Origin of the sequence: Lysobacter sp. MMG2 (assembly GCF_016735495.2) — a bacterium.
GTDB lineage: Bacteria > Pseudomonadota > Gammaproteobacteria > Xanthomonadales > Xanthomonadaceae > Lysobacter_J.
In genome coordinates this window covers 69,789-93,010 of record NZ_JAERQY020000006.1, presented here as the reverse complement: position 1 = coordinate 93,010, position 23,222 = coordinate 69,789, and the positions used below count along the sequence as shown (strand labels likewise).

Here is a 23,222-nt window from a genome sequence, read left to right as displayed (position 1 = left end):
TGGGCGAGGTACCACGATGTCGCAAACCGCCAGCGCCGCCGAGCAAGTCGCGGCCACCGAACAGATCGACCGGGCCGTCGCCCAGGGCGGCGCCTACGAAGTGCTGCGTCGCCGCCTCGACGAACAGGGCGAGCGCCTGCAGAACCTCGCCGGCGCGCTCAACCAGCGGCGCCTGCAGGAGTTCGGCGACAGCCGCCTGGAGGTCATCGGCCGGTTGCGCATCCGCACCGAGAACAACTGCATCGGCCGCGATATCGTGCCGGTCGGCGATCTGCTGCTGTTCGGCTACAACGTATTCCTCGGGCTGAAGACCACCACGCGCGTGGAGGACGTCTTCGGCCTGTACCGCCTCACCGAAAGCGCCGAAGGTTTCGATGTCGCGCCGGTCGAGCTGGCGACCAGTTTCCTGGGCGACGCGGCGTTCGTGCGCGACTTCAACGAGCTGTACGCGTACTACAAGAACGCGCGCCTGCTGCAGCTGGACGTGGCCGCCGGCAAGCTGCTGACGGCGTTCCAGATCGGCGAGCGAACCACCGACGTGCGCGTGTTCCGCTGGGCGATCTCCAACCAGGGCGCGCTCACCTACATCGATACGCGCGGCGAGCGCGACCTCGTGCTGCCACCGCCGTTCGACTTCGAATGGACGCGGGCCACGCGCGAGCTGATGGTCAACGGCCGCTTCCCGCACCTGAACATCCTCGACACGGTCTTCGTCGAAACCACCCACGGCGACCTGACCATCAAGGTCGAGAACAACACCGAGCTCGGCCAGGGCATCTACAGCGAGCCGGTCGAGGACAAGACCCAGTCGCTGGACGACGCGCACATCGACTTCGCGCGCGTGGGCTCGCTGATCCTGCTGAAGGTGCTGCCATACCGCGAGACGGTGTGGCGCGGCCTGGTCTACAACACGATCACCGGCAAGGTCACGCGCAACGACGCCATCACCCAGGCCTGCGTGCAGCTGCCGGAAGACCACGGCATCCTCTTCCCCGGCGGCTATTACCTGCAGAACGGCGAGCACAAGGCCTTCGACGCCAGCATGGCCGGCATGCAGTTCCAGCGCGCCACGCGCTCGCCCAACGGCGAGGACGTGATGTACGCGTTCTACGAGCCCGACCAGGGCCGCAGCGCGCTGTTCGTCTACAACATGATCCAGCGCCGCCTGCAAAACCCGCTGTTCGGGCACGGTCATGCGGAACTGCCGGACGGTCGCATGGTGCTGTTCCACGCCGAAGGCGACGGCGCCACGCGCGTGCATCCGATGCAGGTGTGGCAGACGCCGTTCACCAGTGACGAGTTCGCCGCCAGCCGCCCGCCGGGCACCAGCTTCATGGGCCGCATCGGCAATGCCGAACTGGTGCGCGGCATCTCCAACCTCTACGGGCTGGCGCGCGAGATCGACGACCCCGAGGTCACGGTGCAGCGCTACCAGCTGCTGACCCAGAACGCGCGACGCCTGTTCGACGCGCACCACTGGATCGACGACGGCAACTGCGAAGGCGCGGCCACGCTGCTGCGCGAGATCTGCGCGACCGGCGAATCGGTGCTGGACGAATTCGAGAAGGTCCAGGACATCCGCCGCCAGTCCGACGCGGCCATGACGAAGGCGCGCGCCGAACACAAGGCGCTGATGGGCCGCCTGCTGCCGGACAACTGGAACCAGGTGGACGAATTCGTCGAAGCGCTGGGCGCGATCGGCCGGCTGCGCGGGCAGCTGCTGACGATCCGCGACTACCGCTACATCGACACCGTCGCGATCGACGCGATGGGCGCCGAACTGCAATCGGCCCACGAACGCATCGGCCAGGCCACCGGCGCCTTCCTCGGGCAGGACAAGGCGTTGGCGCCGTTCGCCCGCCAGGTGGATGAACTCGACGCCGCCGCGCAGCAGGCCAAGACCGCGCGCCAGCTGGCCGAACATGTCGCCGCATTGCAGGCACGCTCGGCCGACCTGGACATGCTCTCGGAACTGGTCGCCTCGCTGAAGGTCGACGACGCCACGCAGCGCACGCGCGTGGTGGAGGCGATCTCGGTCATCTACGCCCGCCTCAACCAGGCCAAGGCGCGTGCGGAACAACGCCGCAAGACGCTGGGTTCCAGCGAGGCCGTGGCCCAGTTCGGCGCGCAGTTCGCCCTGTTCGGCCAGGCCATCACCAATGCACTGGGGCTGGCGACCGATCCGGAACGCGCCGACGAACAACTGTCGCGGTTGATGGTCCAGCTGGAAGAACTGGAAAGCCAGTTCGGCGAACACGAACAGTTCCTCGGCGACATCGTCACCAAGCGCGAAGAGCTGCTGGAGGCGTTCGATGCGCACAAGCAGGCGCTGCTCGACGACCGCCAGCGCAAGGCGCAGACCGTGCTGGACGCGGCCAATCGCATCCTGGAAGGACTCTCCCGACGCACGGTGAAGCTGGCCGGCATCGACGAGCTCAACGCTTTCTTCGCCGGCGACCCTCTGATCCTCAAGATCCGCGAACTGGCCGGACGCCTGCGCGAGCTCAAGGACAGCGTCAAGGCCGACGACGTCGAAGCGCGCCTGAAGGGCGCGCGCGACCAGGCGGTGCGCGTGTTGCGCGATCGCAGCGATCTGTTCGAGGACGGCGGCAACGTCATCAAGCTGGGCCGCCACCGTTTCAGCGTCAACACGCAGCCGTTGGACCTGACGCTGCTGCCACGCGGCGACGAACTCGCCCTGCACCTCACCGGCACCGACTTCATGGAGCCGATCCACGACGAGAAACTGACGGCGCTGCGCGAGTTCTGGCCGGCATCGCTGGAGTCCGAATCGCCCACGCTCTATCGCGGCGAATACCTCGCGGGCCAGGTCCTGGAAGCGGCGGACACCGGCCGTGACGGCCTGAGCCTGGATCTGTTGCAGCGAAGCGCGAACGATGCGAACGAACTGGCGCGCATTGTCCGCGACTATGCCGCGCCGCGTTATCGCGACGGCTACGAGCGCGGCATCCACGACTACGACGCGACGCTGATCCTGCGTGCGCTGCTGGCCCAGCGCGCCATTGCCGGCGCGCTGCTGCATGCACCGCAGGCGCGTGCGCTGGCGGCGCTGTACTGGGCTGACCATCAGCACGACGACGAGGCGCGCGCCTGGGCGCAACGACTGGCCGGCGCGCGCACCATGCAGCAGCTGTTCGGCACGCGCGCGGGGCTCGACGCGCTGCGCGCGGAAGTCGACGCCGCCATCGCCGCGTGGCTCGACGCGAACCCGCTCCCGTTCGACGCCGCGTTGACGGCGGCCGCCGCCGACTATCTGCTGGAAGAGCTGGCCGAAGCCGAGGTCTCGCTGGTGCTCTCGCGTTACGCGCGCGAACTCGCCGACGGGCTGCGCCAGCGCCTGGAAGCGGCGGGCATGCGCGAGACCTTCGCGCGCACCCTGGCGACCCTGCCCCTGCCCGCACGCTGGACGCACGCCCTGCACTGGCTCGAAGGCCTGTGCACGCAGCCCGCGTTCGCGGCCTCCTCATCGTATGCGCCGGAAGCCGCGGCTGTGCTGCTCATCGGCGATACGCTGCGTCGACGCAACAACGACACCACGCTGCAGACGATCGTCGAAGGCCTGCTCGGCGAGCATCCGCGCATCGCCGCCGGCCGCATGCCGCTGGCCGCGGATGAACTGCTGGCGCGCCTGCGCCATCACCGCGAGCGCTTCCTGCCGGGCTACCGGCAGTACCAGTCGGTGCGACAGGACACCATGGCACGCCAGCGGGAGTCGCTGCGGCTGTCGGAGTTCCAGGCACGCCCGCTCACCTCGTTCGTGCGCAACCGCCTGATCAACGACGTCTACCTGCCCATCATCGGCGACAACCTCGCCAAGCAGATGGGCACCGTCGGCGAGAACAAGCGCAGCGACCTGATGGGCCTGCTGATGCTGATCTCCCCGCCCGGCTACGGCAAGACGACGCTGATGGAATACGTCGCCAACCGGCTCGGCCTGATCTTCATGAAGATCAACGGCCCGGCGCTGGGCCATGAAGTGCGTTCGATCGATCCCGCGCAGGCGCCGGACGCCACCTCTCGCCAGGAGCTGGAGAAGCTCAACCTCGCGCTGGAGATGGGCAACAACGTGATGCTGTATGTCGACGACATCCAGCATACGCACCCGGAGTTCCTGCAGAAGTTCATCTCGCTGTGCGACGGCACGCGCCGCATCGAAGGCGTGTGGAAGGGGCGCACGAAAACCTACGACCTGCGCGGCAAGAAGTTCTGCGTGGTCATGGCCGGCAACCCGTACACGGAATCCGGCGAGGTGTTCAAGATTCCGGACATGCTCGCCAACCGTGCCGACATCTACAACCTCGGCGACGTGCTGGGTGGCAAGGAAGACGCCTTCACGCTGAGCTACATCGAGAACTGCCTCACGTCCAACCCGGTGCTGGCCCCGCTGGCCACGCGCGAACTGGCCGATCTTTACCTGCTGGCGGACAAGGCGCGCGGCAAGGAGGTCTCGCTCAACGGCCTGAGCCATGCCTACAGCGCGGCCGAGAGCACCGAGATCCTCGGCACGCTGCAACGGTTGATGCAGGTGCGCGACGTGGTCTACCGCGTCAACCAGCAGTACATCGCCAGCGCCGCACAGGCCGACAAGTACCGCACCGAGCCGCCGTTCAAGCTGCAGGGCAGCTATCGCAACATGAACAAGCTGGCGGAGAAGATCTCGCCGGTGCTCAACGAAGCGGAGCTGCAACGGCTCATCGGCGACCACTACATGGGAGAAGCTCAGCTGCTCACCACCGGCGCCGAGGAAAACCTGCTCAAGCTGGCCGAGCTGCGCGGTGCGATGGCGGACGAGGAGACGGCGCGCTGGGCGCAGATCAAGCGCGACTTCCTGCGCAACAAGGCGATGGGCGCCGACGAGGACGATGTCGGCGGACGTGTGGTCGCGCAGCTGGCGGACATCGCCGGCGGATTGCAGGCCATCGGCACGGCCACGCAGACGCCGGTCGAGCCACCGCCTGCGCCGCCGTCCCCGCCGTGGGATGCGATGCTGGCCCTGCTCGAACGCTTCGCCGAGCAGCGCAATGCGCCGGCGCCCGTCGCGGATTCGACGTGGATGAAGGCGCTGCCCGAATCGCTGCATGCCACCGTCGCGCCGCTGCTGGATGCGCTGCGCGGGCAGCACGAGGAACAAGAGCGCACGCGCGACGCACTGCTGCAACTGGCGAACGCGATGCGCGATGGCGTGGCCACCGCTCCCGCCAAGCCGGGCAAGCCGGGCCGCCGCCAGCACCAGCCGACGGTGACAGAACGGCCGCTCGACGTGGCGCTGCAACAGTTCGGCGGCAGCACGCTCGCCGAGATCAGCAGCAAGCCGACCGACGCATGACCCAGCCGCAGCGTCCGGTCGCCGACGAATCCGCCTCGCGCCTCGCGCGCGATGGCGTGTCGACGGACGCCGGCGTGTCGGCGCTTGCCGAGCTGGAAGCGCTCGACGCGCGGCTTCACGCATTGCCCACCACGGCGCTGTTGGCCGAGCTGCAAGGCATCGTGGCCGCCATCGAAACGAGCGACCCTGCGCGACGCCGTCGTCGCGCCGGATTCCTCGGTCGCCTGCTCGGCCGCGATCTGGTCGCGCAGGCCCAGCCCGATCCGGCCGAAACCCGCGTGCGCCTTCACCTGGTATCGGCGGGAAACCTCGCCGACGCCTTGAGCGCACAGTCGGCCGAACTCACCGCACTCGCCATGCGCGTGCGCGAACTGGCGCAGCGCCTGCGCGAATCCAGTGCGCCCGCATCACCGCAGGCCGGCGACGAGGATGCGCGCGTGCGCCGCCGTCTTCACCTGGAAGCCATCGCCACGACGTGGGAGAACGCCGCCGCCCACGCCGAGCAGGCGCATTCGCATGCGCGTCACCTGCTCGAACGGCATGCACAGGTGCGCGACCTGCTCGTTCCCGCATGGCGCCAGCAGGCCTCACTCACGGCGTCCGCGCAGCGTCGCGACGACGAGGCCACGACACGTCTGCAACACGCGCTGCATGCCCAGCTCGCCGCGATGCGCCTGTCGCTCGCCGGCACGCCCCCCGCATCCGTTCCACCCGACACCACGACCGCCGGCACCGACGCCGGACGCGCCACCCAGGAGCCTTCGCCATGAACCAGATCACGCAGAACGCCGCCGCCCTGCCCGTGGAGACCGTGCTGGACGAGGCCGCGCTCACCGCGCTCGGCCTGTCGACGGCGGACACGGCGCGCATCCACGAAGTCGCCCGCGCCGCGCAGGACATCGCGCCCGCGCAGCTGATGGGCTTCGGCAAGGACGCGGCGAACAAGACCACCGAATTCTCCAGCCAGTTGCTCGACCAGGTGCGCAACCGCGACCTCGACGCCACCGGCGCGACGCTCGGCGAAGTCGTGCGCATCGCCCGCACGCTGAACCTGCAGAAGCTCGGCGCACGCTCGCGCCTGCCCGTGGTCGGCCCGCTGATCGACCGCATGCGCGCGTCCAAGGGCGAACTGGTGCAGAAGTTCAGCAGTACCAATTCGCAGATCGAGCACCTGATGCGCGACGTCTCACGCCAGCAGGACGACCTGCGCAAGCGCGTCAAGGATTTCGACCGCATGCACGAGATCGTGCTGGAGGAGCGTCGCGAACTCGGCATCCACGTCGGCGCGGGTCGCCTGCGCATGGGCGAGCTCGATCGCGAGCGCCGCACGCTCGACGGACTGGAAGATCCGCAGTCGCGCACGCGCCGTTCCGAGCTGGACAACGCGATGCGCCTGCTGGACAAGCGCGTCGGCGACCTCGCCCTGCTGCAGCACGCGGCCGACCAGTCGCTGCCGACCATCCGCATCATCCAGGCCAACGCGATCCTGCTGATCGAGAAATTCGGCGCGGTGCGCGACATCACCATCCCGGCGTGGAAGCGCAGCTTCGCCATCCAGCTCTCGCTGGAAGAGCAGAAGAACGCCGTCGAACTCGCCACCGCCATCGACGATGCGACCAACGAGATGATGCGCAACAACGCGCGCCTGCTGCACGAGAACTCGGTGGCCACGGCCAAGGCCAACCAGCGCGGCGTGATCGACATGGAAACGTTGCAGTACGTGCACGACCAGCTCATCCAGACCGTCGAGGATGTGCGGGCGATCCATCGCGAAGGCATCGAGAAGCGCCGCCAGGCCGAGACCGAACTGGCGAAGATGCGCGAGGACGTGCAGAAGCGCCTGTCGGCGCCGACCATCGAAACGGCCGGCTGAAGCGGCATGGATTTCACAAGCCTCGACCAGGCGCTGCGCGACGGCGCCACCGACCTCAACCTCGACAATCGCGAGCGTTTCGAACTGCGCGAGCTCGGCGCACGCATCGACGCCGACCGCATCCGCTACCTGCGCAACCGCGCCTTCGACATGGCGCGCGAGCTGCTGGCCGCCGGCACCGTGGATGCACTCGCCGTGCTGCGCTGGCTCGAACAGGTGGTCAAGACGCTGGATCTCTCGGCGCTCCCGGCCGCGGCCGACACCACCGCCTTCTTCACGCCGGGCGACAGCTGCCTGCACAAGCTGCGCGAGCTGTGCCGGAACAGCCGCACGTCGATCGACGTGTGCGTGTTCACCATCGCCGACGATCGCCTGTCCGACGAGCTCGCCGCGGCGCACGCGCGTGGCGTGCGCGTGCGCATCGTCAGCGACAACGACAAGCGCCACGACGACGGCAGCGACATCGCCCGGCTCGCCGCGGACGGCATCGGGGTGCGGCTCGACGACACGCCGTTCCACATGCACCACAAGTTCGCGGTGTTCGATGGCGCGCTGATCGCCAACGGCAGCTTCAACTGGACGCGCAGCGCCAGCAGCTCCAACCACGAGAACCTCGTGGTCAGCCGCGATCCGTACCTGGTGCGCTGCTTCGACGGGCAGTTCGAGCAGATGTGGGAGCGGTTTCCGGCCCTGGCGCCGTAATCCCGAGGTCCGGGCTCGTCGTTTCCGCCCCAGGGCCGGCGCGCGCGAGCCCCCTCTCCCGGCGGAGAGGGAATTCGCAGCACCATACGCCCACGGCGAGTCGGGTATCGTATGGCCGTACCGCCCGGCCGGCGCCGGGCCCGACACGCCCTCGGACGTTCATGCTGAAGATCGACACCCACGCCCACTACATGCCGCGCGACTGGCCCAACCTGGCGCGCAAGTACGGGGACGACCGCTTCCCGGTGATCCACCACACCGACGACGGGCGCCATCGGATCTACAAGGACGGCAAGTTCTTCCGCGAGATCTGGTCCAAGACCTGGGACCCGCAGGAACGCATCGACGATTACGCGCGCTTCGGCGTGCAGGTGCAGGTGATCAGCACCGTGCCGGTGATGTTCAGCTACTGGGCCAAGCCGCACCACGCGCTGGAACTCCACCAGGCGCTCAACGAACATATGGCCGAGGCCTGCCGCGAGTATCCGCGTCATTACGCCGGCATCGGCACGGTGCCGATGCAGTCGCCGCGCCTTGCGATCCAGGAGCTGGAACGCTGCATGGACCAGCTCGGTCTGCAGGGCGTGCAGATCGGCAGCCACATCAACGACTGGAACCTCGACGCGCCGGAGCTGTTCGATTTCTTCCAGGCCGCCGGCGAACTGGGCGCGGCGATCCTCGTGCATCCGTGGGACATGATGGGCGCGGCGACGATGCCCAAGTACTGGCTGCCGTGGCTCGTGGGCATGCCGGCCGAACAATCGCGCGCGGCGTGCTGCCTCATCTTCGGCGGCGTGCTGGAGCGCGTGCCCGACCTGAAGGTCTGCATGGCGCACGGCGGCGGCAGCTTCCCGTACACCATCGGCCGCATCGAACACGGCTTCAACATGCGGCCGGACCTGGTCGCCACCGACAACCCGCGCAATCCGCGCGAGTACCTCAACCAGCTGTTCTTCGACTCGTGGGTCGCCGACCCGCGCGCGTTGCGTTATCTGCTCGACACCTGCGGCGTGGACCGCGTCATGCTCGGCACCGACTATCCGTTCCCGCTGGGCGAACAGGAACCGGGCGCCGGCATCGCGGCGTTGCAGTTGAGCGAAGCCGAGCAGGCGCGCCTGTACCACGGCACCGCGCTGGAATGGCTGGGCCTGTCGATGTCGCGCTTCGCCTGAGCCATGCCGCACCTGACCCTGCACTACACCGCGAACGTCGATGGCTTCGATCCCGATGCGGCGCTGCGCGAGATCAACCACCGCCTCGCGGACAGCGGGCATTTCGACGAAGCCGCGATCAAGAGCCGCGCGTTGCGCCTGGACCATTACCGCGTCGGCATCGCCGAGGACGCACGCGGCTTCGTGCATGCGCAGCTGCGGATCCTGCCCGGTCGCGATGCGGACACGCGCGCGGCGCTGTCTGCGCTCGTCCTCGATGCGCTGCAGGCGACGCTCCCATACCGCCATCCCCACACCCAACTCTGCGTCGAAGTCGACGAGATGGACGCGCGCAGCTATTCCAAACGCGTGTTCGACGCGCAATCCGACTGAACCATGACCGACCTGTATTCCGACGATTACGCACTCGCCCAGGACGCCGCCGACCCGTTGCGCGACCTGCGCTCGCAGTTCCTGATTCCGCAGCACGACGGCGCCGACCAGGCGTACTTCGTCGGCAACTCGCTGGGTCTGCAGCCGCGCGGCGCGCGCGCGCATGTGCACGAGGTGCTGGACAAGTGGGCCGCCGAAGCGGTGGAAGGCCATTTCACCGGGCAGGCGCAGTGGCTGGACTACCACCAGCTCGTTCGCGAATCGCTGGCGCGCCTCGTCGGCGCCAAGCCGCTGGAAGTCGTGGCGATGAACACGCTCACGGTGAACCTGCACCTGATGATGGTCAGCTTCTACCGCCCGACGCGCGAACGCCCCGCCATCCTCATCGAAGCCGGCGCGTTCCCGTCGGACCGCTATGCGGTGGAATCGCAGATCGCGTTCCACGGTTTCGATCCGGCGACCGACCTGATCGAAGTGCAGCCCGACGGCGCGGAGGGCACGACGTCGATGGCGGCGCTGGAACGCGCGATCGCGCAGCACGGATCTCGCCTGGCGCTCGTGTTGTGGCCGGGCGTGCAGTACCGCACCGGGCAGGCCTTCGACCTGGCGCGCATCGCAAAGCTGGCGCACGACCAGGGCGCGATCTGCGGCTTCGATCTCGCGCACGGCGTGGGCAATCTCCAACTCGCGTTGCACGACAGCGGCGTCGACTTCGCCGTGTGGTGCCACTACAAATACCTCAACAGCGGCCCGGGCGCGGTCGCGGGTTGCTTCGTGCACGAACGCCATGCGCACAGCGACCGCCCGCGCTTCGCCGGTTGGTGGGGGCATGAACAGGGCACGCGTTTCCGCATGGGCCCGCATTTCGTACCCACGCCCGGCGCGGACGGCTGGCAGCTGAGCAATCCGCCGATCCTCGGCATGGCACCGCTGCGCGCCTCGCTGGAGCTGTTCGACGCCGCCGGCATGCCGGCGCTGCGCGCGAAGTCGCTCAAGCTCACCGGCTACCTCGAAGCGTTGATCCGCCAGCGCCTGGACGGCGCGTTGCAGATCGTCACGCCGCCCGACCCGGCCCAGCGTGGCTGCCAGCTGTCGCTGCGCGTGATCGGCGGCCGCGGTCTTACCGGCCGCGACGCGGGGCGCGCACTCTTCGACGACCTGGCCACACGCGGCGTGCTGGGCGACTGGCGCGAACCGGACGTGATCCGTATCTCGCCGGCGCCGCTCTACAACACGCATGCCGATGTGCTGCGCTTCGTGCGTGCGGTCGAAGCCTGGCGCGATGCCATCTGATTCCACAGGATCGAACCGATGACCCAACAGGACCGCCACATCACCCTCATCGGCGCCGGCCTGGCCGGCGCGGTGCTCGCGACGCTGCTGGCGCAGCGGGGCTGGCGCGTGGACGTGTACGAGAAGCGCGGCGATCCGCGCGTGCAGGGCTATGGCGGCGGGCGCTCGATCAACCTGGCGCTCGCCGAGCGCGGACGTCATGCGCTGCGCCTGGCCGGCGCCGACGAGGCGGTCATGAAGCACGCGGTGATGATGCGTGGGCGCATGGTGCACTTCCTCGACGGGCGCACCGATCTGCAACGTTACGGCCGCGACGACAGCGAGGTGATCTGGTCGGTGCATCGCGGCGAACTCAACGTCGTGCTGCTCGACATCGCCGAACGCGCCGGTGCGCGCCTGCACTTCGACCGCGGCCTGAGCGGCGTCGATTTCGACGCGCGCATCGCCACCTTCACAGACCCGCGCGACGGCAGCGCGCACCAGGTCGCCTTCGAATCGCTGGTCGGTGCCGACGGCGCGGGATCGTCGCTGCGTGCGGCGATGAAGGACGGGATGGAACTGGGCGAACGCACGGAGTTCCTCGGCCATTCCTACAAGGAACTGGAGATCCCGCCCGCGCCCGACGGCAGCTTCAGCATCGAGCCCAACGCGCTGCACATCTGGCCGCGCGGGCGCTACATGTGCATCGCACTGCCCAACGACGAGCGCACGTTCACCGTCACCCTGTTCCTTCCGAACGAGGGCGATCCGAGCTTCGCCACCGTGCGCGACGGCAACGACGCGCGTGCCCTGTTCGAACGCGTTTTCGCCGACGCGCTGCCGCTGATTCCGCGGCTGGAGCAGGATTTCGAACGCAATCCCGCCGGCCTGCTCGCCACGCTTTACCTCGACCACTGGCACCTGGACGATCGCGCCGTGCTCGTCGGCGACGCCGCGCACGCGATGGTGCCGTTCCACGGACAAGGCATGAATTGCGCATTCGAGGACTGCGTCGCCCTGGCCGAACACCTCGATGCGCAGCCGGACCGCGCCGCCGCGTTCGCTGCGTTCCAGGCCGAACGCCTGCCCAACGCGCGTGCGATCCAGCAGATGGCGCTGGAGAACTACCTGGAGTTGCGCGACCGCGTGGACGACGACGACTATCTCCTTCAGCGCGCGCTCGAACGCAAGCTGGCCGAACGTCATCCCGATCGCTTCGTGCCGCGCTATTCGATGGTGACGTTCCAGCGCCTGCCGTACGCGACGGCGTTCGAACGCGGTCGCCAGCAGCGCGAGTTGCTGGTCGAGCTGACACGCGGTCACCACTCGCTCGACACGCTCGACTGGGCCGCCGTCGACGAGACCGTGCGCGTGCGCCTATCGCCGTTGCCTGCGGACGCCTGACGTGGCGGCCAGCTTCCTCTTCTACGACCTGGAAACCTTCGGCTCCGATCCGCGCACGACACGGATCGCGCAGTTCGCCGCGATCCGGACGGACGCGGAGTTGAACCAGATCGAAGAGCCCATCAGCGTTTTCGTGCGCCCGGCCGACGATCTGCTGCCCTCGCCCGGCGCGACGATGGTGACGGGCATTTCGCCGCAGCACGCGCAGCGCGAAGGCATGAGCGAGGCGGCGGCGTTCGCGCTGATCTTCGAGGAGATGGCGCGGCCGGAAACCTGCTCGCTGGGCTACAACTCGCTGCGGTTCGACGACGAGTTCGTACGTCACGGTCTGTTCCGCAACTTCTTCGACGCCTACGAGCGCGAGTGGCGCGGCGGAAACTCGCGCTGGGACCTGCTCGACGTGCTGCGACTGGCGCACGCGATCCGTCCCGACGGCATCTGGTGGCCCAAGCGCGAGGACGGTGCGACGTCGTTCAAGCTGGAGCACCTGGCCGAAGCCAACGAGGTGCGCATCGGTGACGCACACGAAGCGCTCTCCGACGTGCGCGCCCTGATCGGCCTGGCGCGCAAGCTCAAGACCGCGCAACCGAAACTGTGGGACTACGCACTGCGCCTGCGCGACAAGCGCTATGCCGCGAGCCTGCTGGACGTGGTCGCGATGAAGCCGGTGCTGCATGTGTCGCAGCGTTTCCCGGCGAACCGGCTGTGCGCGGCGCCGGTGCTGCCGATCGCGCGGCATCCGCGCATCGACAGTCGCGTGATCGTGTTCGATCTGGAGCAGGATCCATCGGCGCTGCTGGAACTGGGTGCCGAAGGGATCGCCGAGCGCCTGTACGTGCGGGCCGTCGATCTGCCCGAGGGCGAATCGCGCGTCGCCCTGAAGGAAGTGCACACCAACCGCTGTCCCGCGCTGGTGTCGTGGGATCACCTGCGCGCGCCCGAGTTCGAGCGCCTGTGCATCGACCCGGCGGTGATCGAGGCGCGCGCCGCGCAGATCCGCGAGGCGGGCCCTGCGCTGGTGGAGAAGGTGCGGCAGGTGTTCGCGGTCGAACGCGAGCGCACGGTGTCCGATGTCGACGCCTCGCTTTACGACGGTTTCATCGGCGACGGCGACAAGCGCCTGTTTCCGCAGGTGCGCACGACGCCGCCGGAAGCGTTGGGGCTGGCGGAGTTTCCGTTCCGCGATGCGCGCCTGCCCGAATTGCTGTTCCGGTATCGCGCGCGCAACTGGCCCGAAACGCTGACGTCCGAGGAATGGACGCGCTGGAACGACTACCGCCGCTGGCGGCTGTGCGAGGAATCGGGCGCCTCGGAGTACAGCTTCGCGCGCTATGCGCAGGAGATCGCCGCGCTGCGCGTCGTGCACGCGGAGGATACGGGCAAGCAGGTATTGCTCGACCGGCTTGAGGCGTGGGGCGGTGAGATCGCGGCAAGTCTGGAGTGACGGTGATACCCCTCCCCTGCTTGGCAGAGGAGGGTTGGGGAGGGGTTGCGAAGCCGCGGCGCGGCGAGCTCGGCGCTGGCGCGCCTCACACCCCCTCCCAACCTCCCCCTGCAAGCAGGGGGAGGAGCAGAAACAGGAGAATTGAGACAAACATGGCCACCTACTTCACCGACGCAAGTTTCAAGTTCCTGCGCGGCATCGCCCGCCACAACGACCGCACCTGGTTCCAGGCGCACAAGGCCGACTACGACGCGCACCTGCGCGAACCGTTCCAGCGGCTGCTGACCGACCTGCAGCCCGTGCTGGCCGGCGTGGCCCCGCATTACCGCTCCGAGCCCAAGGGCGTGGGCGGTTCGTTGTTCCGCATCCAGCGCGACACGCGCTTCGCCAACGACAAGACGCCGTACAAGACCTGGCAGGGCGCGCGTCTGTTCCACGAGCGCGGGCGTCAGGTGGAAGCACCTTCGTTCTACGTGCAGATCCAGCCGGGCAACTGCTTCGTCGGTGCGGGGCTGTGGCATCCGGAGCCCGCGACGCTGCGACGCGTGCGCCAGTTCATCCTCGACAACCCCGGCAGCTGGAAGGCCGCCGCGCACGATGCGAAGTTCCGCCGCCGTTTCGATCTGGACGACAGCGAAGTGCTCACGCGCATGCCGCGCGGGTTCCCGGACGATTTCCAGTTCGCCGACGATCTCAAGCGCAAGAACTTCGTGGCCTATCGGGTGATCGAGGATGCGACGATGACGGGCCCGCGCTTGCTCAAGACACTGGAGACGGATCTGGGCGGAATGGCGCGGTTCGTCGATTACCTGTGCGCGGCGTTGGATCTGGAGTTTTGAACGGCTCCCCTGCGTGCAGGGGGCGCGAAGCCGCATCGCGGCGAGCTCGGCGCTGACGCGCCTCACTACCCCCTCCCAACCTCCCCCTGCAAGCAGGGGGAGGAGATATCACCGCGGCGCCACATACCCGCCCCGCACACCCTTCGGCGACAGCACCAGCTGCCACAGCTGCGAATGCCGGCTGCGGAACGTCGCCATCGACGCCGACAGATAGAACCGCCACATGCGGCGGAAGCGCTCGTCGTAGCGCGCGTCCAGCTGCGGCCACGCGCGCTCCACGTTGGCGCGCCACGCCTGCAGCGTCTTGTCGTAGTCGGCGCCGAAGTTGTGCCAGTCCTCCAGCACGAACCACCCTTCGCAGGCCTGCGCGATCTGCGCCGCCGAAGGCAGCATCGAGTTGGGGAAAATGTACTTGCCGATCCACGGATCGGTGTGCGTCACCGAGCGATTGTTGCCAATGGTGTGCAGCAGGAACAGGTCTTCGTCGCCCAGGCAGCGTTGGGCCACCTCGAAGTACCGCCGGTAGTTCTTCACGCCGACGTGTTCGAACATGCCCAGCGAGAACGCGCGATCGAAACGCTCGTCCAGTTCACGGTAATCCTGCAGGCGGATCTCGATCGGCAAGCCCGCGCACAACTCGCGCGCGAACGCCGCCTGCTCGCGCGACACCGTCACGCCGACGCCGCTGACGCCGTAGCGCTCGGCCGCGAACTTCAGCGCTTCGCCCCAGCCGCAGCCGATGTCGAGCACGCGCATGCCCGGCTGCAGGCCGAGCTTGCGGCAGACCAGGTCGAGCTTGGCCTCCTGCGCGGCATCCAGGTCGTGCAGCGGCGCGCCGTCGCGGCCGCGCCAGTAGGCGCAGCTGTAGACCATGCGCTGGCCGAGCATGGCGCGGTAGAGATCGTTGCCCAGGTCGTAATGGCGCTCGCCGACCTCGAAGCTGCGCCGCCGGCTCTGCAGGTTGGTCAGGCGCGCGCGCACGGCGTCGACGACGACGCCCAGGCCGCGCACCTTCTGGTCCAGGTCAGCGGCCAGCAGTCGGTACAGCAAGCCGTCCAGCGACAGCGCGCGCCACCAGCCGTCCATGTAGGACTCGCCCAGCCCGAGCGAGCCCTTGGCGAGCAGCCGCGCGTACAGCCGCTCGTCCTCGACCTGCAGGTCCCAGGGCCGATCGCCGCCCAGGCGGATATCGGCCAACGACAGCAACTGCTCTACTCGACTGCGCAATGCGTACATGGCGGCTCCGGCGGCATGGACGTCAATGGTCCCGGCCGGCTGGGCCGGGGTCCGCGCGGGGCGGACAGACAGAATCCTAGCGCGGAGTGGCCGGGGCGCCAGCGGGGTCGGCGGGCGCCGGCACCGGGGCGGCGAACAGGGCCCGGTACTCCGGGGCGATGTGCGGCAGGAGGATCTCCACCGGCACTTCGACGGTCTGCGTGCCGTCCGAATACGGCCCCACCTGGTACGGAGCGAAGACGAAACGCAGCCCGCCCAGGCGCCCGTCCGGCGAGGCCATCGGCTCGAACAGGGCGAAGTCCGCCGGGTCCGGCTGGGTGCCGTCGTCGATCATCCGCGAGGCGTTCTTCACCACCTCCGCCCGCTCCTCCGGCGGCAGGTCGTCGGCGTCCACGCGCTGGGAGAGCGCGGCGTGCAGCTGCTCGCGGACGTAGTCGGAGATGGCGCTCCAGCCGGCGGGCGTGGGGATCAGCTGCTGCGCGCCCAGCATGCGGTTCTGCTTGGGCAGCCAGACGAAGCGCGCGATCAGCGGCGCGCCGTGCGCACCGCCGGTGTAGCTGCTGCCGTCGGCGGCGATGGCGACCACCTCGGGCGTGTGCATCAGCTCGGTGAAGCTCAGCGACAGGTCATAGGGCGCGCTGGTCGCGCCGCCGGGCTGGGCACGCGCCTTGGCCGCTTCGATCAGATCCTCGCGCGCGGCATCGGCGTACTTCTTCAGTTCCACCGCCAGGCCCGGGTACTGCTCGGCCGGCACCTGGTAGCTGATGCCGATGATGTAGTCCGACGTGGTTTCGGAAACGTCCTGCAGCGTCACGCCGGGCGCGGCGCCGGCCGGCTCGCCGGGAACCGCGGGCGCGGTACCGGGCGCGGTGGCGATGGGGGCGGCGGGTTCGGGGTCTCGCTTGCACGCGGACAGCGCCGCGGCCAGTGCAAACAGCAGGAGCAATCGCTTCATGGTCAGTCCCTTGGCATGAGCGGCAGGTTAGCGGCGATGGCGTGATGCCCGAATCACGTTGCGCTAACGATCGCCGTGCCCGTCACCAGGCGTCGCGGTGCGGCATCAGGCCCTTGAGTTCGGCGTCGGTGAGGTTGCGCCACTGGCCGGGCTTGAGGTGGCCCAGCTTGACGTTGCCGATGCGCACGCGCATCAGCTGCTTCACGCGCATGCCGAAGTGCGCCGCCATCAGGCGGATCTGCCGATTCAAGCCCTGCACCAGGACGATGCGGAAGCCGAACTTGTTGAGCCGTCCGGTCTTGCACGGCAGCGTGGTCTGGCCGTGCACCGGCACGCCGCGCGCCATGCCGCGCAGGAATTCATCGGTGACGGCATGGTTCACCGCCACCAGGTATTCCTTTTCCAGCTTGTTCTCGGCGCGCAGGATCTCGTTGACGATGTCGCCGTTGCTGGTGAGCAGGATCAGTCCTTCCGAATCCTTGTCCAGCCGCCCGATCGGGAAGATGCGGCGGTCGTGGCCGACGAAGTCGACGATGTTGCCCTTCACCGTGGACTCGGTCGTGCAGGTGATGCCGACCGGTTTGTTGAGCGCGATGTAGACGTGCTGGCGCTTGCCCTTGGCGACGGTGCGGACCTTGAGCGGCTGGCCGTCGACCAGCACCTCGTCGCCCTCGCCCACTTCCGCGCCGACGCGGGCCCGCAGGCCGTTGACCGTGACCCGGCCTTCGGCGATCAGGCCGTCGGCCTCGCGACGCGAGCAGAAGCCGGTGTCGCTGATGTGCTTGTTCAGCCTGCGGCTGCCGGAGGAAGGGGTTTCCATTGGAATCAGATACATGGCACGCGCCTTCGCCGCCTCATGCGGCCCGGCCGTGCGTGCGGGGGGACAGGGGTCGGCATTGTACGTCCGTCGGCGCCTTGCGGGCCGGGAGCGCCCCCATACCGCCGGGCTTCGGCCCCGCTACGACCCAGCGCCTAACGGCCGGGGCGGACACGCTATCGCTCCAGCTTGGCGGCGAACTCGGCGACGAGTTCCGCGCCTTTTGGAAGGCGGTTTGGAGTATAGGCCGCACCCGGCATCGCGCTTCGACGTTGCAGGCTCCCGGGTGCGCTTCGCTTACCCGGGCTACGCATGCGTGCCGGCTACTCGTTCGGCCGATGCCCAAAGCTCAACACGCGAGTGATCTTCCACAGTCCATTCCGGTACTGCCAGACGATGACGAATTCGGCCATCCCTTCGCACTTGCCGCTGTCGAAGTGGCAGAAGCGATGTGACCCCTGTTCGATGGCGCCGTAATCCTTGATCGGGATCACCTTCAAGGTTCCCGGCACGAGTTCGCGGCGGAACTTCCCGCACACATGCTTTGCGGTGTTCTGGAGCATTTCCGTCCGCGACCGGGTGACGCCGCCGGTGTCGTGATAGAACTCGGCGTCCGACGCGAAGTAGCCGGCATGCCGGTCCAGCTGCGCGGGGTTGCTGCAGGTGTTGAACGCGTCGAAGACCGCGGCGTCGAGTGCGGCCACGGTGTCTTCCAAGGAACCGCCCGGTTGCGTGGCAGCTTGATCGTCACTGCTTCCCGCCGCGGCCGCACTCGTCATGGCCACGGCCACCAGTGCGGCGGCGATCACTGACATGAACGTCTTCATGCTTACGTATCCCTGTATTCGATCGATCTTGGTGGTGTCCAACCCTGGAATGCGCGCAGTGGGCCCGGGCTTACGCGGGGACCGGCCGCGGGCGCCAGCCCAGAACACGGGCCGGCAGCGTCAGCAGCGCATGCAACAAGGCGAACATCGCGGAGAACGTGATGCCGAGCAGCCGAAAAGGCAGGCAAACCAGCCACACCAGCGGCCACAGCACCAAGGCCAGCAGCGCGAGGGGCCAGCACAGCACCAGCAACAGGCACCAGGCCAGCAGGGCGATGAAGGTCTTCACGTTCGACTCGCAGGGCGATGCCGGACATCCGGCGCAGGTCAGGCTGCGAGCGTCCGGTACCGGCTGGCAACCGTCATGCGACGAATCGGGGAATGGGCCGACGGAACCGGGAATGTGGCGATGGCCGGCGAACTCAATCACGGTGCTGGGCCTGGACCGAACCGCATGTCGGCTGTGCCCGACATGAGCGTTGCCACCGACCGGCCCCTACCCTCGCCCTGTCCGCCATCGGCCAATGGCGGTCATGGGTCGCGATCGGTCTTCATTTGCTTTTAACCATTGCGGGCGCCGAATCGCTCCGGGTACGACCTCTCCACAGCGTCGCTTGGGAGCCAACTCATGGCCTGCTTGAACGGTCTGCGCGTTTCGGCGCTGGCACTGACGCTTGCGGCCTGCAGCCAAGGCGAGGGCGAACGCGAAACGGCCACCACTGCGGCGTCGCCCCCTGCGGTCGCGGAACAAGCGCCTGCCCAGGGCTACCCGACCCGTGTGTACTTCGGGGACACGCATCTGCATACCGCGATGTCGATGGATGCCGGGGCATTCGGCAATCGTCTGGGCATCGAGGATGCGTACCGCTTCGCCCGCGGCGAAGAGGTGATGGCCTCCAGCGGACACAAGGCCAAGCTGTCGCGGCCGCTCGATTTCCTCGTGGTGGCCGATCATTCCGACGGCATGGGCTTCTTCCCCGATCTGTACGCCGGAAAGCCGGAACTGCTGGCCGACCCGACCGGCAAGAAGTGGTACGACATGATCAAGGGCGGCCAGGGCAACGCGGCGGCATTGGACATCATCGACCAGTTCTCGCGCGGGACGTTTCCCGAGGCGCTGATGTATTCCCCCGGCACGCCCGCTTATGGCGCCGCGTGGAAGGCCACGATCGACGGCGCCGAGAAATACAACGAGCCGGGAAAGTTCACCGCCTTCATCGGCTACGAATGGACCTCGCAGGTGCCGCCGGGCAACAACCTGCACCGTGTCGTCATCTTCCGCGACAACGGCGACAAGGCAGGACAGGTGGAACCCTTCACGACGTATCCGCCTGCCGGCAGCACCACGCCGGAAGACCTGTGGAAGGTGCTGCAGGCCTATCAGGACAAGACCGGTGGGCAGGTGTTGGCGATCGCCCATAACGGCAACCTGTCCAACGGCATGATGTTCCCGTGGGACGTCAACCCGGCGAGCAAACAGCCATTGACCAAAGAGTACGCACAGACCCGCATCCGTTGGGAGCCGCTGTACGAAGCCACGCAGATGAAAGGCGACGGTGAATCGCACCCCGCGCTGTCGACCAACGACGAGATGTCGGGCTTCGAGATCTGGGACAAGGGCAACCTCAACCTGAGCGAGGCGAAGAAGCCCGCGATGCTGCAGGGCGAGTATGTACGCACGGCGCTGCAGACCGGCTTGCAACTGGAACAGAAGCTGGGAGTGAACCCGTACAAGTTCGGGCTGATCGGATCGACCGACTCGCACACCTCGCTCAGCACCGCCGACGACAACAACTTCTGGGGCAAGACCACGCCCAGCGAACCGGCGCCGAAACGGTTCGAGCATCCCTTCATGAAGACCGCGGTCGCGACGATTCCGGGTTGGGAGCAGACCGCCTCCGGCTACGCCGCGGTCTGGGCGACGGAGAACACCCGCACCGCGCTTTGGGACGCGATGAAGCGCAAGGAAACCTACGCCACCACCGGGCCACGCATGACCGTGCGCTTCTTCGGCGGCTGGGATTTCGCCGACACCGACGTCAAGGCCGATCTGGTCAAGGCAGGCTACGAACGCGGCGTGCCCATGGGCGGCGATCTGAAGGCCATGCAGGCCGGGCAATCGCCCACGTTCCTGGTGGCTGCGATGAAGGACCCCGAGGGCGGCAACCTCGACCGCGTCCAGATCGTGAAGGGCTGGATCGATGCGACAGGCGCTCGCCAAGAGAAGGTTTACGACGTGGCGTGGTCCGGCGACCGCAAGCCGGGCGCGGACGGCAAGCTGCCTGCGGTGGGCAACACCGTCGATCTCAAGACCGCCACCTACAGCAACAGCATCGGTGCGCCGCAACTTTCCGCGGCGTGGAAGGACCCGCAGTTCGATCCGCAACTGCGCGCGGTGTACTACGTGCGCGTGATCGAGATTCCGACGCCGCGCTGGACGGCGTACGACGCCGTCCGCTTCAACGTGACGATGCCCAAAGAGGTGAAGATGATCACTCAGGAGCGCGCCTACACATCGCCTATCTGGTACACACCGGCCACGCAGGTAGCCAGCAGATGACATCAGGAAAAGGAGCGGTCCGCCGCTCCTTTTTCGTTGACGGCCTCGACGGACATCGCATGCGACGCCTTCTGCGCGAACCCCTGCTCCACTTCCTCATTCTGGGCGCCTTGCTGTTCGCGATCTACGGCTGGCTCAATCGCGGTCTTTCACTGACGCGCGATGAAGTACGGGTCGACCAGTCGCGCGTGCAACTGCTGGTGACCCAGTTCGAGCGCACATGGCAGCGGCCGCCGACGCGGGAGGAATTGCAGGGACTCGTCGACGACTGGGTGCGCAACGAGATCCTCTACCGCGAGGGCCTCGCCGAAGGCCTCGACCGCAACGACGAGATCGTGCGCCGGCGCGTGGTGCAGAAGGTGACCTCGCTGACCGACGGCATGGCGGCCGACGTTCCCAGCCAGACCGACTTGCAGGCATGGCTGCGCGATCATCGGGACGACTACCGCGTGGCTGCGTCCTACACCTTTCAACAGATCTATTTCGACCCTGCGCGACACGGCGACGCCTTGGTGTCCGTGATCGAATCGGCGGCGGCGGCGCTGCGGCGCGATCCGAACGCGCCGGTCGGAGATCCCACCCTGTTGCCCGCCGCCATGACCCAGGCCGATACCGGCGAAGTGGCGCGAACGTTCGGCACTGACTTCGCGAACGCACTGGCGCCCTTGCCCGAGGGTCGCTGGGCGGGCCCGGTGCCCTCCGGGTTTGGCCTGCACCTGGTACGTATCCAGGCGCGTACACCGGGCCGCGTTCCGGCCCTGGCCGAAGTTCAAGAGGCCGTCGAACGCGACCTGCTGCACGCGCGTTCGCGGCAGGCCGCCGAGGCGTACTACGACTCGCTGCGCAAACGCTACACCGTGAAGATGGAAGCGGATCTGGACCGCGCAGGAGCCGTCAAGGCGACGCCGGCGCCCACGGTCCCATCGGCGGGCGCGCGATGACGGCGCATTCGTGCCGCATGCCAGCGGTTTCAGGGTGGTGGCTCCTGCTGCTGTGCGCGCTTTCCGGCCTGGTCCATGCGGATGTATTCCGCCCCGCCTACCTGGAACTGCGCGAAGCCGGGCACGACCGCTATGAAGTCCTGTGGAAAGTGCCCGCACAAAGCGATGTCATGCGCCTGTCGCTGCAGGTTGAATTCCCAGAAGGCACGCAAGAAGTGAACGCACGCCGCAGCGCCTTCACCGGGAACGCCGTCGTCGAGCGCTGGACGATCCACCGCACCGGCGGACTGGTGGGACAGACCATCCGCCTGGAAGGCAAGGCGGTGGGCGTCACCGATGTGATCGTGCGAATCGAGCGCAAGGACGGCACCAGCCAGGTCGAGCGCCTCGCCGCGGAGCATCCGGTCTTCACCGTCGAAGCGCCCGCGGGAACGGGCGAGATCGCCTGGTCGTACTTGTTGCTGGGCATCGAGCACATCCTCGGGGGCATCGACCATCTGTTGTTCGTGCTGGCGCTGCTGCTGATCGTGCGTGGCGGCAAACGCATCGTCGTGACGATCACAGCGTTCACGGTCGCGCACAGCATCACGCTTGTCGCCGCGACGCTGGGTTGGTTGCACGTGCCCGGCCCGCCGGTGGAGGCGATCATCGCGCTCAGCATCGTGTTCGTGGCGGCTGAAGTGGTGCACGGTCTGCGGGGCAACCCCGGTTTGACCGCGCGGGCACCGTGGGTGGTGGCCTTCACTTTCGGCCTGCTGCACGGTTTCGGTTTCGCCGGTGCGCTGGCCGAAGTGGGCTTGCCGCAGAAGGCGATCCCGGTGGCGCTGCTGATGTTCAACGTCGGCGTGGAAATCGGCCAGCTGATGTTCGTCGGCGCGGTGCTGATGATCATCGCGCTGGCGCGGCGCGTTTCGCTGTCGATGCCGCGCTGGGCCGAGTACGCGATTCCTTACGCCATCGGAACGGTCGCCATGTACTGGGTGATCGACCGCGTCGGATCGTTCACGGCGTGAACAATCGATGCCAGGCGCGGGGCCCAGCCCTTTCGAGACGCTGGACAGAGCTGTGTTGCAGGAGCGACCTACCGCCTGCGCCGGGTTACGCCTACGCGGCGTTGACACTCCTTCGCATCGGGCTTCCAGCGTAGCGAGCGCCATTTCTTCTGCGGGGCGTTCCGGCTTTTGCTCGGCGGCCCGAGCTTTGAGCTCGGCGTGCGGGGCTTTTTGCTCGGCGGTCCGAGCTCCGAACTAGGCGCGCGGGGCTTTTTGCTCGGCGGTCCGAGCTCGGCGTGCGGAGCTTTTTGCTCGGCGGTCCGAGCTCCGAGCTCGGCGCGCGGGGCTTTTTGCTCGGCGGTCCGAGCTCCGAACTCGGCGTGCGGAGCTTTTTGCTCGGCGATCCGAGCTCCGAACTCGGCGTGCCGGCCTTTTTGCTCGGCGGCGCTTACAACGCTCTAAGCCCCGG

The 23,222-nt window shown here is 67.8% G+C and carries 18 protein-coding genes; 13 read left to right on the top strand and 5 right to left on the bottom strand.

What is annotated here, in order from left to right; genetic code table 11:
- Nucleotides 1-16: 16 nt before the first annotated feature.
- The 10 genes from JI752_RS18335 (at nucleotide 17) to JI752_RS18290 (ending at nucleotide 14,425) form a co-directional block, all read left to right on the top strand.
- Nucleotides 17-5,347 (top strand): DNA repair ATPase, encoded by a 5,331-nt coding sequence (locus JI752_RS18335; RefSeq protein WP_216966912.1) that lies wholly within the window; start codon nucleotides 17-19, stop codon nucleotides 5,345-5,347.
- On the top strand, nucleotides 5,344-6,117 hold the full coding sequence (locus JI752_RS18330; protein WP_216966910.1) for a hypothetical protein: 774 nt from the start codon (nucleotides 5,344-5,346) through the stop codon (nucleotides 6,115-6,117). The genes JI752_RS18335 and JI752_RS18330 overlap by 4 nt, the downstream gene beginning before the upstream one ends.
- The gene (locus JI752_RS18325; protein ID WP_216966907.1) at nucleotides 6,114-7,220 is read left to right on the top strand and encodes a toxic anion resistance protein; all 1,107 of its coding nucleotides are present in this window, start codon (nucleotides 6,114-6,116) and stop codon (nucleotides 7,218-7,220) included. Before JI752_RS18330 ends, JI752_RS18325 begins: the two co-directional genes overlap by 4 nt.
- A 6-nt stretch (nucleotides 7,221-7,226) precedes the next feature.
- A complete protein-coding gene (locus JI752_RS18320; RefSeq protein ID WP_216966904.1) occupies nucleotides 7,227-7,922 on the top strand; it encodes a phospholipase D-like domain-containing protein in 696 nt (231 codons plus the stop codon).
- 161 nt (nucleotides 7,923-8,083) lie between these two features.
- Nucleotides 8,084-9,094, top strand: coding sequence for an amidohydrolase family protein (locus tag JI752_RS18315; protein WP_216966902.1), 1,011 nt, complete (start codon nucleotides 8,084-8,086; stop codon nucleotides 9,092-9,094).
- A 3-nt stretch (nucleotides 9,095-9,097) separates the two neighbouring features.
- Entirely contained in the window at nucleotides 9,098-9,466 is a 369-nt protein-coding gene (locus JI752_RS18310) for a 5-carboxymethyl-2-hydroxymuconate Delta-isomerase (RefSeq protein WP_216966899.1), read from the top strand.
- Nucleotides 9,467-9,469: 3 nt separating this feature from the next.
- A complete protein-coding gene (kynU, locus tag JI752_RS18305) occupies nucleotides 9,470-10,759 on the top strand; it encodes a kynureninase (protein WP_216966896.1) in 1,290 nt (429 codons plus the stop codon).
- A 9-nt stretch (nucleotides 10,760-10,768) separates the two neighbouring features.
- Entirely contained in the window at nucleotides 10,769-12,142 is a 1,374-nt protein-coding gene (locus JI752_RS18300) for an NAD(P)/FAD-dependent oxidoreductase (protein ID WP_216967147.1), read from the top strand.
- A 1-nt stretch (nucleotide 12,143) separates the two neighbouring features.
- Nucleotides 12,144-13,586, top strand: a complete 1,443-nt coding sequence (gene sbcB, locus JI752_RS18295) for an exodeoxyribonuclease I (protein ID WP_216966893.1) — start codon at nucleotides 12,144-12,146, stop codon at nucleotides 13,584-13,586.
- A 152-nt stretch (nucleotides 13,587-13,738) separates the two neighbouring features.
- Nucleotides 13,739-14,425: a DUF2461 domain-containing protein gene (locus JI752_RS18290; protein WP_216966890.1), complete on the top strand. Its 687-nt coding sequence runs from the start codon at nucleotides 13,739-13,741 to the stop codon at nucleotides 14,423-14,425.
- Between the two features lie 108 nt (nucleotides 14,426-14,533).
- On the opposite strand, the gene cfa is transcribed toward JI752_RS18290, so the two are convergent.
- The 5 genes from cfa to JI752_RS18265 all read right to left on the bottom strand — a co-directional run bounded on the left by cfa (nucleotide 14,534) and on the right by JI752_RS18265 (nucleotide 18,549).
- Nucleotides 14,534-15,661 (bottom strand): cyclopropane fatty acyl phospholipid synthase, encoded by a 1,128-nt coding sequence (gene cfa / locus JI752_RS18285; RefSeq protein WP_216966886.1) that lies wholly within the window; start codon nucleotides 15,659-15,661, stop codon nucleotides 14,534-14,536.
- A gap of 76 nt (nucleotides 15,662-15,737) precedes the next feature.
- Nucleotides 15,738-16,616, bottom strand: coding sequence for a DUF3298 and DUF4163 domain-containing protein (locus tag JI752_RS18280; RefSeq protein ID WP_216966883.1), 879 nt, complete (start codon nucleotides 16,614-16,616; stop codon nucleotides 15,738-15,740).
- A gap of 82 nt (nucleotides 16,617-16,698) precedes the next feature.
- Nucleotides 16,699-17,451 (bottom strand): pseudouridine synthase, encoded by a 753-nt coding sequence (locus JI752_RS18275; protein ID WP_216966880.1) that lies wholly within the window; start codon nucleotides 17,449-17,451, stop codon nucleotides 16,699-16,701.
- A gap of 305 nt (nucleotides 17,452-17,756) precedes the next feature.
- Nucleotides 17,757-18,260 (bottom strand): nuclear transport factor 2 family protein, encoded by a 504-nt coding sequence (locus tag JI752_RS18270; protein WP_216966877.1) that lies wholly within the window; start codon nucleotides 18,258-18,260, stop codon nucleotides 17,757-17,759.
- Nucleotides 18,261-18,330: 70 nt separating this feature from the next.
- Complete coding sequence (locus JI752_RS18265; RefSeq protein WP_216966873.1) at nucleotides 18,331-18,549, bottom strand: hypothetical protein; 219 nt, start codon at nucleotides 18,547-18,549, stop codon at nucleotides 18,331-18,333.
- A 339-nt stretch (nucleotides 18,550-18,888) separates the two neighbouring features.
- On the opposite strand from JI752_RS18265, the gene JI752_RS18260 reads away from it, so the two are divergent.
- Genes JI752_RS18260 through JI752_RS18250 form a run of 3 tightly spaced genes read left to right on the top strand, consistent with a single transcriptional unit; the run spans nucleotide 18,889 to nucleotide 22,774 of the window.
- A complete protein-coding gene (locus JI752_RS18260; protein WP_216966871.1) occupies nucleotides 18,889-20,820 on the top strand; it encodes a DUF3604 domain-containing protein in 1,932 nt (643 codons plus the stop codon).
- 59 nt (nucleotides 20,821-20,879) lie between these two features.
- A complete protein-coding gene (locus tag JI752_RS18255) occupies nucleotides 20,880-21,761 on the top strand; it encodes a peptidylprolyl isomerase (protein ID WP_216966868.1) in 882 nt (293 codons plus the stop codon).
- Nucleotides 21,762-21,778: 17 nt separating this feature from the next.
- Nucleotides 21,779-22,774 (top strand): HupE/UreJ family protein, encoded by a 996-nt coding sequence (locus JI752_RS18250; protein ID WP_216966865.1) that lies wholly within the window; start codon nucleotides 21,779-21,781, stop codon nucleotides 22,772-22,774.
- Nucleotides 22,775-23,222 lie beyond the last annotated feature (448 nt).

Bases quoted from the DNA above. Each gene is read 5' to 3' on its own strand.
- JI752_RS18250 (WP_216966865.1), top strand. From the start codon at position 21,779: ATGCCAGCGGTTTCAGGGTGGTGGCTCCTGCTGCTGTGCGCGCTTTCC.
- kynU (WP_216966896.1), top strand. From the start codon at position 9,470: ATGACCGACCTGTATTCCGACGATTACGCACTCGCCCAGGACGCCGCC.
- JI752_RS18315 (WP_216966902.1), top strand. From the start codon at position 8,084: ATGCTGAAGATCGACACCCACGCCCACTACATGCCGCGCGACTGGCCC.
- JI752_RS18325 (WP_216966907.1), top strand. From the start codon at position 6,114: ATGAACCAGATCACGCAGAACGCCGCCGCCCTGCCCGTGGAGACCGTG.
- JI752_RS18290 (WP_216966890.1), top strand. From the start codon at position 13,739: ATGGCCACCTACTTCACCGACGCAAGTTTCAAGTTCCTGCGCGGCATC.
- JI752_RS18280 (WP_216966883.1), bottom strand. From the start codon at position 16,616: ATGAAGCGATTGCTCCTGCTGTTTGCACTGGCCGCGGCGCTGTCCGCG.
- JI752_RS18255 (WP_216966868.1), top strand. From the start codon at position 20,880: ATGCGACGCCTTCTGCGCGAACCCCTGCTCCACTTCCTCATTCTGGGC.
- cfa (WP_216966886.1), bottom strand. From the start codon at position 15,661: ATGTACGCATTGCGCAGTCGAGTAGAGCAGTTGCTGTCGTTGGCCGAT.
- JI752_RS18310 (WP_216966899.1), top strand. From the start codon at position 9,098: ATGCCGCACCTGACCCTGCACTACACCGCGAACGTCGATGGCTTCGAT.
- JI752_RS18275 (WP_216966880.1), bottom strand. From the start codon at position 17,451: ATGTATCTGATTCCAATGGAAACCCCTTCCTCCGGCAGCCGCAGGCTG.
- JI752_RS18320 (WP_216966904.1), top strand. From the start codon at position 7,227: ATGGATTTCACAAGCCTCGACCAGGCGCTGCGCGACGGCGCCACCGAC.
- JI752_RS18330 (WP_216966910.1), top strand. From the start codon at position 5,344: ATGACCCAGCCGCAGCGTCCGGTCGCCGACGAATCCGCCTCGCGCCTC.
- JI752_RS18270 (WP_216966877.1), bottom strand. From the start codon at position 18,260: ATGAAGACGTTCATGTCAGTGATCGCCGCCGCACTGGTGGCCGTGGCC.
- JI752_RS18335 (WP_216966912.1), top strand. From the start codon at position 17: ATGTCGCAAACCGCCAGCGCCGCCGAGCAAGTCGCGGCCACCGAACAG.
- JI752_RS18260 (WP_216966871.1), top strand. From the start codon at position 18,889: ATGGCCTGCTTGAACGGTCTGCGCGTTTCGGCGCTGGCACTGACGCTT.